11 protein-coding genes and 1 pseudogene are annotated in these 13,209 nt (G+C 39.9%); 4 read left to right on the top strand and 8 right to left on the bottom strand.

Features of this window, described 5'->3' with window-relative positions; translation table 11 throughout:
• Nucleotides 1-210: pseudogene (locus tag DW005_RS07430) on the top strand (hypothetical protein); the annotation flags it as partial.
• 210 nt (nucleotides 211-420) lie between these two features.
• Here the strand turns inward: DW005_RS07430 and DW005_RS13795 are convergent.
• The 4 genes from DW005_RS13795 to DW005_RS07410 all read right to left on the bottom strand — a co-directional run bounded on the left by DW005_RS13795 (nucleotide 421) and on the right by DW005_RS07410 (nucleotide 2,553).
• Entirely contained in the window at nucleotides 421-975 is a 555-nt protein-coding gene (locus DW005_RS13795; protein ID WP_278286509.1) for a transposase, read from the bottom strand.
• Nucleotides 976-996: 21 nt separating this feature from the next.
• A complete protein-coding gene (locus tag DW005_RS13685) occupies nucleotides 997-1,227 on the bottom strand; it encodes a hypothetical protein (RefSeq protein WP_147324422.1) in 231 nt (76 codons plus the stop codon).
• A 335-nt stretch (nucleotides 1,228-1,562) separates the two neighbouring features.
• Nucleotides 1,563-1,898: a hypothetical protein gene (locus DW005_RS07415; RefSeq protein WP_117478763.1), complete on the bottom strand. Its 336-nt coding sequence runs from the start codon at nucleotides 1,896-1,898 to the stop codon at nucleotides 1,563-1,565.
• A gap of 307 nt (nucleotides 1,899-2,205) precedes the next feature.
• Nucleotides 2,206-2,553, bottom strand: coding sequence for a hypothetical protein (locus DW005_RS07410; protein ID WP_117478762.1), 348 nt, complete (start codon nucleotides 2,551-2,553; stop codon nucleotides 2,206-2,208).
• A gap of 835 nt (nucleotides 2,554-3,388) precedes the next feature.
• Between DW005_RS07410 and DW005_RS07400 the strand changes: the two genes are divergently transcribed.
• From DW005_RS07400 to DW005_RS07390, 3 genes are all read left to right on the top strand, one after another.
• Complete coding sequence (locus tag DW005_RS07400; RefSeq protein ID WP_117478761.1) at nucleotides 3,389-5,509, top strand: methyl-accepting chemotaxis protein; 2,121 nt, start codon at nucleotides 3,389-3,391, stop codon at nucleotides 5,507-5,509.
• A 202-nt stretch (nucleotides 5,510-5,711) separates the two neighbouring features.
• Nucleotides 5,712-6,218, top strand: a complete 507-nt coding sequence (locus tag DW005_RS07395; RefSeq protein ID WP_117478760.1) for an SEC-C metal-binding domain-containing protein — start codon at nucleotides 5,712-5,714, stop codon at nucleotides 6,216-6,218.
• A 136-nt stretch (nucleotides 6,219-6,354) separates the two neighbouring features.
• Nucleotides 6,355-7,713, top strand: a complete 1,359-nt coding sequence (locus DW005_RS07390) for an MATE family efflux transporter (protein WP_117478759.1) — start codon at nucleotides 6,355-6,357, stop codon at nucleotides 7,711-7,713.
• Nucleotides 7,714-8,156: 443 nt separating this feature from the next.
• Here DW005_RS07390 and metF read toward each other — a convergent pair whose 3' ends face one another.
• The 4 genes from metF to DW005_RS07370 form a co-directional block, all read right to left on the bottom strand.
• Complete coding sequence (gene metF, locus DW005_RS07385) at nucleotides 8,157-9,008, bottom strand: methylenetetrahydrofolate reductase [NAD(P)H] (RefSeq protein ID WP_117478758.1); 852 nt, start codon at nucleotides 9,006-9,008, stop codon at nucleotides 8,157-8,159.
• A gap of 101 nt (nucleotides 9,009-9,109) precedes the next feature.
• On the bottom strand, nucleotides 9,110-10,600 hold the full coding sequence (locus tag DW005_RS07380) for an alpha-N-arabinofuranosidase (RefSeq protein ID WP_207658733.1): 1,491 nt from the start codon (nucleotides 10,598-10,600) through the stop codon (nucleotides 9,110-9,112).
• Nucleotides 10,601-10,691: 91 nt separating this feature from the next.
• Complete coding sequence (locus tag DW005_RS07375) at nucleotides 10,692-11,978, bottom strand: endo-1,4-beta-xylanase (RefSeq protein ID WP_117478756.1); 1,287 nt, start codon at nucleotides 11,976-11,978, stop codon at nucleotides 10,692-10,694.
• Complete coding sequence (locus tag DW005_RS07370) at nucleotides 11,965-13,209, bottom strand: acyltransferase (protein WP_117478755.1); 1,245 nt, start codon at nucleotides 13,207-13,209, stop codon at nucleotides 11,965-11,967. Before DW005_RS07370 ends, DW005_RS07375 begins: the two co-directional genes overlap by 14 nt.

Genomic DNA, 13,209 nt, shown 5'->3' with positions numbered 1-13,209 from the left:
AGCTGTCTTCTGACTGATGTTGTGGATCAGCTTCATGAAGATTCCAAAAAAATCAATGTCGTTGACCGCTTATCAAAGCATCTTGATAAAGGTACTCTGGCATCTGCGGCTGCTTCTTACCTTCAGCAGGTGAGAAATTGGGTGCCTGCCGACCCCGTGATTCATATCGATGACAGCGATGTGGTAAAACAAGATGTTCCTGAAACTTGATGATTTGGAACAGGATTACGTCATCCGCCTTACCTCTAAAAGAAAACTTTTATACCACAACAAATGGACTCCTGCCACAGAATTGCGCGACCGCAGAAAAGGCAAGATCAAGACCAGTGTTTTCTACAGGGGAAAAGAGCATGAAGCTTATCTATCACACGTTAGAGTGCAGATCACTGCATCCAGAAAGGACATTTATCTGGTCCTCGTTTATGGCATTACGGAACATCCGATGATGCTTGCCACCAATAAGGAGATCAAATCAAAGGAAGATGTGCTCCGGGTGGCCCGGATATATTTTTCCCGATGGAGAATTATGCCGATATCTGCATAATGCGCCATCTCAAATGATAATTCGTATGTTTTATCACTTTTTCGTGGAAGATAATCAAACACTTGATTTACAGGCATCCACTTATAGTCTGCATTTTTTGTGGTCTTTGTATTTTTCCTCGAAAAAATCTGAGTGATATCTATATCAAACTCATCATTTGGAGGAAAATTTAACCCAGATGCAATTCCATTACTATTTTTATCTTTGATACGTATAGCGAATTTCCATCCTTTTTCAATTGCATGTGCAAAAATGTTATAGTTTTCATATCCTCTATCAGCAACAAGAATAACATTCTCTAGTTTCGATCTGTCAATCATTGTTGCACATGCTCTAAACTCGTTGTAATCCGCTGCTGTTTGCACTAAAACATCGGTGTATATACGATTCAAAACATCATAAAAGGCATTTAGATGTAGTTTATTAACAATTGAACCATGCTGATTACGTTCTCAAAAAGTTTCTGGATCCTTTTGATTGGTTGCAATGGTCAAGTTACTTCCATCACATGCAATTAAACGATAACCATGATAATTATTAGTAGTTGGAAGGTTGTCATCCGTAAAAGATTTAAGCAAATATTCAAAAGCCTCTGGAAGTACTTTTGAACGTTGTTGCGTAAATGCTGACACAGACGGAGTATTTTTGTTAAAATCAAAGAAATCAAGTAGTTCTTTACTCATAGTAGCTCCACCCGAATTCATCATGATTCCAATAAAAGTTTTGAAATCAATTTTCCGTTTTCGAGAGAAATCGACATTGGGATTTCGAAGAAATAAACATGGATTGTTAGCTAATTCCGAAATATGATTCTTTAGAGAATCTGAAACTTGATTGGTCATCTTAACTTAATGACATTGCCCTGATGGGTCTTTTTCCCATCCGCAGATATGGTTCCTTTCTCACGAATGGAGGTTTCTGCTTCATTTAATCTCGTCATTAATTCAATCTATTCGCATGTAAATTTGCAACACATTCTACATTTGTATTACGTTTTTGGAACGCTCACGGAGATATTCTATTCCTTCTCTCCCATCACTCCGCCATTCTTTTTTGCCTCTTCCTGCATTTCCTTTTTCACTTGTTTAAATGTTTTTCCCGACACATCCACATCGGTTACCGTGACTTTGAGAGAATCATCATCCTCAAGCACATACTTTTTGTCTTTTTGCGCTTTTTTTTGCTCACTGGCATCTGTCTCTTTAATTGCATCTGTTTTTGCACTTGCCTTTGATATATTGGCATCATCGTTGTTTGCCCCCATAAAACTATGGGCAAAATATCCCCCTGTCAAAAACAGCAGTGCCATAACAACTATGGCGATATGTACTTTCTTGCTTTTAATTTTATTCATATTACCCTGTCTCCTTTCATCATGATTTAGTCAACGAGAAAGAACACACACCCTTCGGAGTACATTTCGCTGTAAATACCCGGTGTTTAGTGTAAGATTTTTTCTTTGCTGACCATTTTATGTCTCCCGAAATCCAATATTTAGCCAACGATCTGCTTTTACTCGCTGAAGATGTATACCCTGATTTTCTATTGACAAAAGATGCGCCATTATAACGATAATAAATGTATTCCTTATCCGAAACATACGCATATGTGCCATTATACTTAAATTCCGTAGATTGCTTTAGTCTTAATAATTTTTTCCCTTAAGATGATGACACCTCATATATATGAAAACTAAATCCCGTTTTGTATCCAGCAGCCTTCGCTTGAGCACTAACCATACTACTTGTTAAACTAGTCGGAAACAACTGTTGATATGTAATTTCCGTTTCAGTAATAACTAAATCATCCTCATGTATAACATTAGACCTTTTACTTGTTGGAACCATACCCTCCTGTACTATTTTACTCAACAACATATCACTGTTTGTTGAATAATTACTTGCCACCTTATCGGTTGATGTCTTTATGCTCTCAATAGTTATAACATCTCCTTTAGCAATTTCTGCCGCCGAAACATCTGTAACTTGAAGCATCGTCAATGCACACATTAGAGCCATTCCTATTACTTTTTTCTCATTCTTACTTATCCCTTCTTTATTTTTTGTTTTATTATAATACTTTTTTATTATTTTAACAAGAAATATTTTTATAGCCTTCCTTATCTATGAAATATTTTTATAACCTTCCTTATCACAAAATCCTAAAAAACATGTGGGAGCAATGTCATTAAGTTAAGATGACCAATCAAGATCTTAGCATCAGAAATGATGCTAGGGTCTTTTTATTTTGTAATAAATGCTTGACATATGATTCGAAATGTGCGGCCGCTTTCGCTATTGAATGATAATGAGGTAGCGAAAGCGGCCCTTGTAATTAAGAACATCTTGATTGCAAGGAGGTAACGCATATGAGCAATTACTTTTGTATAACTATTGTGAATTGATAACAACACATGTAATAAAACAAATGAAAGACAATGATAAAACAAAACAGGTGAACTTTACAATCGCCATTTATATTTGTAGAGAATATCTCCGTAATAAACGCAATCTTAGTCCACCTGATGTGATTAACCTAATAGAAAAGCATGTATTACCAGTAAGACCTGGTCGAAAAGACCCTCGCAAAGTCAACCCCCAGGCATCTGTAAGCTTTCCATATAGAGTGGCTTAATCATAGATAATTATAAGTTTTTTTGACAGATAAACAATCTGTCTTTTTGTTGTGCTGCAAAATAGACAAAACAAAAAAAGTGCAAACGAACACTTGCCACAAACTTATGCTATTTTTTTTGACTATTCTCCCACAAAATGATAAAATACAATTATATCTTTGTTTTGAGGAAAAAAACTATATACTTACGTCGGGAGGAGGTTACTTAAGATGAATTATGACGAGAGTATCTATAAAGAAAAAGCGAACAGGCGGGCGCGGAAAATCTGGCTTGTTTTCGCCATTTTACTATCAGCCAATTACGGCTCTGACACAGCAAACGGACTACGGACCGGTCCTTATTATTTAACCTTTTTACTTCTATGCTGGGTTCCCTTTATTATCGGACAAATTCTATTAAAAGTAAAAGGTATGTCAACCGATTGGTACAAATATGGAATTGCCGTTGGATATGGTATCTTCTATTCCTTTGTACTGATTACCAGCCCATCCAACATTGCATTTACCTACATACTGCCGGTAACCAGTCTTTTGGTTTTATACAAAAACCAGAAATTTATGATTCAATACGGCGTTGCCAATGCGTTAATCATCATAGCCAATGCAGTTGTTAAATATATGAACGGATTCAACACCGATGCCGATGTCAAAGAATTTACTTTGCAGCTTTCCTGCATCATTCTCTGCTACATCTGCTATGTAATGTCCATCCGTCATTTGAATGAATCGGACGGCTCCATGTTAAACTATGTAAAAGATGATTTGCACCGTGTTGTAACAACGGTTGAGCAGGTAAAAGACGCAAGTAATTCGATTGTTGACGGCGTTACCGTTGTCCGCGAGCTTGCGGTTGAAAATAAACACGGAGCGGATGTCGTTGTACTCGGCATGAATGAGCTGACCGCAAACAATCAGACCTTACAGGATAAAACAAATTCGTCACTCGATATGACAACGGATATCAACACGCAGGTAATCAATGTTTCTTCCTTAATTGAGCAGATGGTTGAACTTACCAAAGAATCCGGCGAACATGCTGCTACCAGCAGTAAAGATTTGGACGGCGTAGTTGAGACCACTTCAACGATGGCGTCATTATCCGCAGAGGTAGAAAATGTATTAAAAGACTTCAAATCCGAATTCAAGCGCGTAATTACAGAAACCGGAACGATTGAGGATATTTCAAGCCAGACAAATCTTTTAGCACTGAATGCTTCGATTGAAGCGGCTCGCGCCGGTGACTCCGGTCGGGGATTTGCTGTTGTTGCCGACCAGATTCGAGTGCTGAGCACTGAAACACAGACCTCTTCCGGACAGATTCGCGATGCGCTGACCCGCTTGTCAGAAACTTCTTCAAAGATGACTTCCGCAGTCGAGCAGACGCTTGAACTGATTCAGCAGTCGCTAGAAAAAGTTACGCTGACAAACAAAAGTGTCGAAAAAATCACAACCGATTCCAAAGAACTCGGTGACCACATTCAGGTAATCGATTCCGCCATAAAAGAAGTAGAAACATCGAATACACAGCTGGTTTCTAACATGGAACAGATTTCCTCCATTGTGGATAAGATGACAAAAAGCATTTCTCATTCAGATGGAACAACCCATGCAATGCTTAGTAAATATGCAGAAACAGCAACAAATATCAACAGCATTGAACATATCGTAGAGGGCTTGATGACAGAACTTGGTATCGGTGGCTTTATGGGTGTTGAAGATTTGCGTGCCGGCATGAAAGTTATGCTTTTGCCAAACGATAACAGCAAACATCCAAAAGAGTATCACGGTGAAATTGTAAAGCGTACAGACCAGAGTTTATTAGTCGCCATCAATCCGAAAAATCCTCTGCCAGTCACCAAAACAACCTGGCAGATGCAAATTACGGCAGGAAATATTTTGTACTGCTGGGAATCCGTAAACTGGAAAATGGTAGAACAAGATGGCAGGAATTTGTGTCTGATTGAGCTCCGCTCACTTCCAAAAATTCACAATCGCCGTAAATACCCTCGTATGGATTTATATAATTTCTGTCAGATCACCGTACTGGAAACCGGCGAAAGTTATATGGGTAAAATGGAAAATATCAGTGCCAATGGTTTTGCTTTTGTATCCGGCAATGAATTTTTCGCTGACTGCAAAGGTCAAAAAATCCGCCTTGAAATTGAAAACTTTGAATTAACATCAGAGAGCATTTTGGAGGGTCGTATTCTCAGAAGTTCCGACAACAATGGCATTTACATTGTCGGCTGCCAGATGCCGGAGGACAATCCGTCAATTATGAAATATGTAGCAGGCAAATTGGAAAAGCAGAAAAAATCTCCCCATCGCTAACGATAGGGAGATTATAAGGGGAGGATAAGTATTCAACGCTTTATCCGCTGAATACAGCAAATCAAGGCAGAGGGGGAATCGACCTCGATTTGCCGGTACTACTATTGTTGCCGCTTTTTAGAAACTTATACATATTTTTTGATTTTTTATAAAAAATGTGATATAGTCAGTAACGTACTATTTATATCAGGAGGAAATTAGCATGGCTTTATTACAGGAATGGCGCGAATACGCCTATAGCGAAGAAATGCAGAATTCAAAAGAAGGACAGAAGTTGTGGGAGAACTATTTCACTCTGGAAAAGGGTATCTATGAAAAGTTATTAGCAAATCCATCTGAAATTGTAGAAGGTACCGTACAAGAATTAGCAGACCGCTATGAAGTACCGCTTTCCATGATGGTTGGCTTTTTAGATGGTATTAATGACAGTTTGAAAGAAGCAAATCCAATCGACGAAATGGAAAAAGATACCAAGGTAAAACTTGACATTGATTTAGAAAAATTGTACTACAACATGGTTGAATGTAAGGCAGAATGGCTTTACACACTTCCACAGTGGAACGATATTCTGCCGGAAGATAAGCGCAAGGAGCTTTATAAAAAGCAGAAGAATTCCGGTACGATTCATAATGAGAACCGTAAAGTCGGAAGAAATGATCCATGTCCATGTGGTTCCGGCAAAAAATATAAGCAGTGCTGCGGACGCTAATTAAACCACACCAATTTATTTGAATGTTTTGTAATGAAAAGAACATGAAAAATTAATAGATAATACATTGACGATTGACTTAGAAACGAGTATATTAGGAATTCGAAATTTACAAAAAAAGTGAGGTATATTCAGTATGAAAGGAAATCGTTCGATGCAGGATATGACAGAGGGAAGACCAATTTCACTGATACTGAAATTTTTCTTTCCTCTTTTATTTGGAATGTTATTCCAGCAATTTTATAACCTAGTGGACACTGCCATTGTCGGAAAGTTTTTAGGTCCGGATGATTTGGCGGCAGTTGGTGCTACGGGTTCCGTGAACTTTTTAATTCTCGGATTCTGTATGGGTGTCTGCAATGGCTTTTCCATCCCCGTTGCCCAGAAATTTGGTGCAAAAGATGAGAGCGGTCTTCGCCGCTTTGTAGCAAACAGCGTTTGGCTTTCTGTCATTTTTGCAGCCGTCATGACCGTTGTTGTCTGTATTTTGTGCCGCCAAATTTTAATTTGGATGGACACCCCGGCAAATATTTTAGAAGGTTCGTACCGCTATATCTTTGTGATATTTTTAGGAATCCCTGTCACCTACTTATATAACCTGCTTTCAGGCATTATGAGAGCACTTGGTGACAGCAAAACCCCACTCATTTTCCTCATTCTGTCCTCGGTCTTAAATATTGTTTTTGACCTTGGTGCGATTTTGATTTTACACATGGGTGTCGCAGGGGCTGCATGGGCTACCGTTACAGCTCAAGGAATTTCGGGCGTTTTGTGTTTGATTTACATGAAAAAGAAATATACGATTTTGAAAATTTCAAAGGATGAATGGAAATTAAACGGAAGCTGTATTGCCAGACTCTGTGGTATGGGAATTCCTATGGGGCTTCAGTATTCGATTACAGCAATCGGCAGTGTCGTTTTACAGACTGCCGTAAACCGTCTTGGTTCCACCGCAGTTGCAGCTGTTGCCTCCGGCGGAAAACTTGCCATGTTCTTCTGCTGTCCGTTTGACGCAATGGGTTCCACAATGTCCACATATGCCGGACAGAACTTAGGAGCCCAGAAACTTGACCGTGTAGACAAAGGGATTTTTGCATGCAGCGGATTAGCTCTTGTTTATTCTGTGATTGCCTGTGCTGCCCTTTTGTTTACCGGACAATATTTAGCACTTTTGTTTGTCGACGGTACAGAAACCCGGTTAATTGAAATGATTGCTGCATTCCTTCGCTGGAACTGCATTTTCTATTTCCCATTAGCACTTGTAAACATTGTCCGCTTTACGATTCAGGGCTTGGGATTCGGAAAATTGGCTATTTTAGCCGGCGTGTGTGAAATGGCTGCCAGAAGTATTGTCGGATTCTATTTTGTTCCGGTATTCGGCTTCACCGCTGCCTGTCTGGCAAGCCCAATCGCCTGGATATTGGCAGATGTGTTTTTGATTCCGGCGTATTTTCTTGTGGTGAGGCATTTAAAGAAGGAACTTTGCATAAGCTAGGTTTTTAATTTCATAATTGTTTCTCCTAAATAAATTGGTATCTCTTGTGCCGCTCCCGCTTAGCAAACGCGTAAGGGTATCGACATGTAAACTACACATGTCTCATACCCACGTGTTTGCAGCACAATCAATACCAATTTATTTAGGAGAAACTATCAGAAATTAAGAACCTCTCCTCAAAGATTCCAGCCATTCAGCCATTTCTTTTTCACCGCAATTAACCTTCTAATATTTGGTTATGATGCCTTTGCGATCGATATTTGCAGATATTTCAGGATTCGAGTAATTTATCAAAAAAAAGATGGATGGAGAGTGGGTTTGAACGCGTCAGCAGGAGACACTGGTATTTTCAGTGTCCCTGCTGCTACGCAGTTCAACAAACGGGAGTGCCCACTCTCCATCCATCTTTTTTTGATAAATTACGGAAACCAAATATGTCCCTCTTATTCATAAATTGCCTTAGCAATTTCTACTTTATTCATAGAGTACAAATGGATTCCGTCTACGCCATGCGCAAGCAGATTCTCCATCTGACGTTTGGAGTAATCTAAGCCGGCTTTTTTCAAGTCAGCCGGATTATCTTTATATTTCTCAATGGCATCTGCTAATTCTTTTGGTATTTTGGTGCCTGACATTCCGATGATGTTTTTGACCTGTCCGGCGGATGTAATCGGCATTAAACCAGGAAGAATCGGTACTGTGATTCCGGCATTACGAGCCTCGTCCAAGAAACGGAAAAATGTTTCATTGTCATAAAATAGCTGTGTAATCAAAAAGTCTACACCTTTATCCACCTTGATTTTCAGGTTTGCAATGTCTTCCGAAAGGCTTGCTGCTTCCTGATGTACTTCCGGATAGCACGCTCCTGCCACACTGAAATCAAACATCTCTTTTACATCGGTAACCAAATCCGATGCATGGTCATAATAGCGGGCGTCAAACTGCTCATCGCTCATCCACTGCGGTTTATCGCCACGCAGCGCTAACAAATTGTGAATTCCATTGCGGTACAAATTTGTCAAGAAATTTTTCAAGAATAACCGGTCCGGAATGGCTGCACAGGTCAAATGGGTAAGTGCCTCAATCCCACACTGATTCTGAATATAAGAAGCTATGGCAAAGGTGTTTTCTGCTGTGTTGCCACCAGCTCCGTAAGTCACACTGATAAAACTTGGGTGAAGTGTTTTAAACTCATCTAATGCATCATAAATAACGGATACATCGGCGTCCTTTTTCGGTGGAAAAACTTCCAAAGAATAGGTTGGCCGGTTTGTATGAAATAAATCTTTAATCATGTCTTTTTTCCTCGCTTTCGAGACATTAGTATAACATAAAAAAGTGCGCCTGAAAAGCGCACTTTCTTAATTTTCAGCCATAGCCTTATACTAAATATCTATCACTTGGTATAGAATCTAACTATATTGTATGAATGAGGTTCTAAAATAACGACACCGTCTTTGACACCGGTTCCTTTTTTCGGCACTACATTTTCAGGATTTTCCGGTGAGTTTACTGCTTTCATATCGTCATTGTTAAGTACCATATGTTCTGCCAATGTCAGTTCGCCAAAGCCCTCAATATCAAGGGAAACCTCTGCCGCTTCATCCATATTACGGTTCACAGCAAATACAGTCAGTTCTTTCTTCTCTTCATTCCAGACAACAGAACTGTCCACATATGGAATCGCATCACGCTTGCCGGCTGCATAAGTGCCACACTCGACATCTGCCTTTAGTGCAACACCCTGTCCGTAACGGCAGGCATACATAAATGGATAGAAAATCGTCTGAAGCCACATTTTGCCACCATTTACTGTCATAATCGGTGCAATTACATTGACAAGCTGTGCCAGACAGGCAATTTTTACACGGTCCGAATTATTAATCAGCGTGTTCAATAGACATCCGACTGCTAACGCATCTTCCATCGTGTAAATATCCTCTAACAGTGGTGGCGCAATCTGCCATTTCTCCTGTTTTTTATCCTGCTCCTGTGAATGGAACCAGATGTTCCACTCATCGAAAGAAAGGAAAATATCTTTATCACTTTCCTTTTCTTTCTTAATCCTATCGCAGATGGCTCCGACTTTTTTAATAAAATCATCCATATCCATCGAGCAGCTTAAATACTTCTTTGTATCATTATCCGGATTTCCGTAATACTCATGCATCGACAAATAATCAATGTGGTCGTATGCCTCGCGAAGCACCGTTTCTTCCCATTCGCCAAAGGTCGGCATGTTCTGATGAGAACTTCCGCAGGCAACCAGCTCAATGGAGTCATCGATCCATTTCATGATTTTTGCTGCTTCACATGCAGTACGTGCGTATTCAGTCGCTGTTTTATGTCCAATCTGCCAAGGACCATCCATCTCATTGCCAAGACACCAGGTATGAATGCCAAAAGGCTTTTCAAAGCCATTCGCGCGGCGCATATTAGCATAATAAGTATCGGTTACGGAATTGCAGTATTCTACAACATTACCGGCTTCTTCCGGCCCACGTGTTCCGAGATTTACTGCCATCATAATGTCCGTTCCCACACGTTTTGCCCATTCCTGAAATTCATCGATTCCAACTTCATTTGTCTCCACAGAACTCCATGCAAGCTCCATTTTCTTCGGACGCTTTTCTTTTGGCCCTGTTCCATCTTCCCAACGGTAACCCGATACAAAGTTACCACCCGGATAACGAACCATAGGAATGTTCATCTCACGGATAACCTTAAGAACATCCTGGCGAAATCCCATATCATCGGCAGTCTCATGTCCCGGCTCATAGATACCATGATAAACGGCTCTTCCCAAATGCTCAATAAATGAGCTGTACAATCGTTTGTCAATCGCACTGATTTGTTTTTCTTTGTCTGCTTTAATTACTGATTTCATACTTACCTCCATCGAACTCTTTTTCCCTATTGTATATCAGTAGTTTATCTTTTACCATGTACTATTCTAACCTAACACTGGACAATCATTTCTATTTTGATTCGCCTACTTCCCGCACACGATAGAACGATTCCTTAGGTTTTGCATTCTTATCCCAAAGGTACAAACACTGTACTAAATCATCATACAGTGGATAATCATCACAGATACCAAACACCGTCACACTCGTAATATTACATGGTCCGCCACTCGCCGTATCCATCTTTTTCAACAGCTCAAACATTTCCTGATAGCGGTCTGCCTGGCGTTTTAAAGATTTTTCGTCTCGCTCACCTGTCTCCTCATCAATCTTGAAACTCAATTCCGTAATCTGGATATCAACATTCAATTCAGCATATTTTTTCAAACAATTTTCAAAACTGTCGTAAGAATCGCCCTTCAATTCATCCGGATTATACAAATCTACCGTTGGCTGCAAACCGATTCCATCAATCAGATTTTTCTCTTTCAGTCCCTTTACAAGATTGTAAATATTCTGCTCTTTTGCAGGAACATAAACATTGTAATCATTGTAAATGAGTTTCATGCCCTTCTCTGCATATTTTCTTGCGTAAGTAAATGCTTTTTCCACATAGTCGGTTCCCATTGTGGCATACCAGAAATTATCGCCGCCGTTAAATGTAGTCCGGCAGTTCCAGTTCACAGAATCATCGCCCGTTCCGTCATCCACACACTCATTCACAACATCAAAACAATAAACAACACCCGGATAATTTTTCTTGCAGAACTCCAAAACACCCTTGATGTAGTTCTCCATGCGCTTTGCCATCACTTTTTTACTGACGTAGCCCTTCTTTGCATCATAATTCTTTTTAAAGAACCACTCCGGTGTCTGATTATGCCAGACAAGCGTGTGACCACGCATTTTAATTCCATTTTCTTTGCAGAAATCAAGGCTTTCTTTGCAGGAATCAAAATTCAGTGAAACATCTGTGGCATTTGCATTCTTTTTGCCCTTTTTCACACATGCCTTTTCGTCCAGTAAATAACATGGCTTCATCAGATTACTTAAGGTTGTTGAATTGTAATGTTTCTTCAAAATATTTGCCATGCCCTCATGGTGAATTGCTGCGGTACTCTTATCACTGCCGTTAATTGCGGCACCCATCATAAAATATTTTGCGTACAAATCTTTCAGTGCCGGACCGTCCACATCGCTTACATCACGACTTGTCTTTTTATTTCCCGTGACCGCAGAACCGGAAGCTGCTTTGTTTGAATTTGTCTTATTTTCTGTACTATTATTGCTGCCACATGCTGTCATGGACAACATCAGGCAAAAACACAAAATTAATGCTGTTATTTTACTGCTTTTCATTTTCTAGCTCCTTTTTTTCTCTTTTCTTCTGATACCATTTTTTTATTACCTTCGCTGCCGGAAGTTCAACCAGATACGTCATAGCAATTGCCACCACCAGAGAAAGCACAAAACACAAAATAGTATACTGCCACTGCCATTTAATATCTCCTGTCATATTTGGCAGTTCATCTCCCGACCAGTTCGGAATCCGAAACTCCTTTAATTTGACGGCAATGTACTGATGACAGATATAAAATTGGAACGAAATTCCTGCTAAAAATTTCATGACGCGGTTGTCAAGAATTTTGCGGAAATACTTGTGGGAAAGAATCATTCCAATCACAAATAGGGCAAACACAAGGGACAACAGAAAGCGGTTATCTAACTGCCACTGTGTTTCTCTGCCACTTGTCGAGCGCGCTATGCACATCTGATAAAAGAACATGACGGCACCAATTGCCATCACAATCCCGGCAAGACCTTCTGCCAGCGTTTGCTTTTTCCTCATTTTTGTATATTTCATATACAGCCAGGCTGCCATCATACCGTTAGCAAAAACGGAAAAGAACGTAAGCGTCTGATTCACTACTAAATTCTGGTCAATCGAATAGAATCGGCTGCTAAAATACCACGCACTTCCCACACCGATTGCCGTCATTCCAAGATATGTACCCACCGGACATTTGCGAAACAGCCACACAAGCAGTGGGAAAATCAGATACAGCTGCATTTCTACCGCTACCGTCCACAGAACGCCGTTTAGATGCGTCATACAATTTACATCTCCAAATAAATTGTTCGTAAATGTCAGATGCGTAATCAGATCTTTCATCATAAAACCGGTATCGCCGCCGTACTCCGAGAGTGGAATAGCAAAAGCAAACAATACGATTAACACCGACAAATAATACGATGGAACAATACGCGCCACTCTTTTTACGTAAAAGCCGGAAACCGTATCCGTTTTGTCGCCATACACCATGTCTCTGGCATATGGTAAAAAAAGACAGAATCCTGAAAGCAAAATCATCATATCTACTAAAATACTTCCGTTTCTTACAAGCCAGTCCAAATTTACATGTTCTGTAAGTGGCTGCAACCAGGACTGCTGCCAGATATGATACCACGCAACTAGAAAAATTGCGATTGCCCGAATTCCATCTAACACACCAATGCGATAAATTTCATAGTCACCTGCCAGTTCGGCAGGTGACTGTTTTCTTCTTTTTTTGTGTTGTCTTTTTCCCAT

Source organism: Clostridium sp. AF36-4, assembly GCF_003435975.1.
In the GTDB taxonomy this organism is placed as follows: domain Bacteria; phylum Bacillota; class Clostridia; order Lachnospirales; family Lachnospiraceae; genus Eubacterium_F.
This window is presented reverse-complemented; position numbering and strand designations above follow the sequence as displayed.

Coding starts and splice junctions, on each gene's coding strand:
- DW005_RS13685 (WP_147324422.1), bottom strand. CDS start 1,227: ATGAGTAAAGAACTACTTGATTTCTTTGATTTTAACAAAAATACTCCG.
- DW005_RS07415 (WP_117478763.1), bottom strand. CDS start 1,898: ATGAATAAAATTAAAAGCAAGAAAGTACATATCGCCATAGTTGTTATG.
- DW005_RS07410 (WP_117478762.1), bottom strand. CDS start 2,553: ATGTGTGCATTGACGATGCTTCAAGTTACAGATGTTTCGGCGGCAGAA.
- DW005_RS07400 (WP_117478761.1), top strand. CDS start 3,389: ATGAATTATGACGAGAGTATCTATAAAGAAAAAGCGAACAGGCGGGCG.
- DW005_RS07395 (WP_117478760.1), top strand. CDS start 5,712: ATGGCTTTATTACAGGAATGGCGCGAATACGCCTATAGCGAAGAAATG.
- DW005_RS07390 (WP_117478759.1), top strand. CDS start 6,355: ATGAAAGGAAATCGTTCGATGCAGGATATGACAGAGGGAAGACCAATT.
- metF (WP_117478758.1), bottom strand. CDS start 9,008: ATGATTAAAGATTTATTTCATACAAACCGGCCAACCTATTCTTTGGAA.
- DW005_RS07380 (WP_207658733.1), bottom strand. CDS start 10,600: ATGAAATCAGTAATTAAAGCAGACAAAGAAAAACAAATCAGTGCGATT.
- DW005_RS07375 (WP_117478756.1), bottom strand. CDS start 11,978: ATGAAAAGCAGTAAAATAACAGCATTAATTTTGTGTTTTTGCCTGATG.
- DW005_RS07370 (WP_117478755.1), bottom strand. CDS start 13,209: ATGGGAAAAAGACAACACAAAAAAAGAAGAAAACAGTCACCTGCCGAA.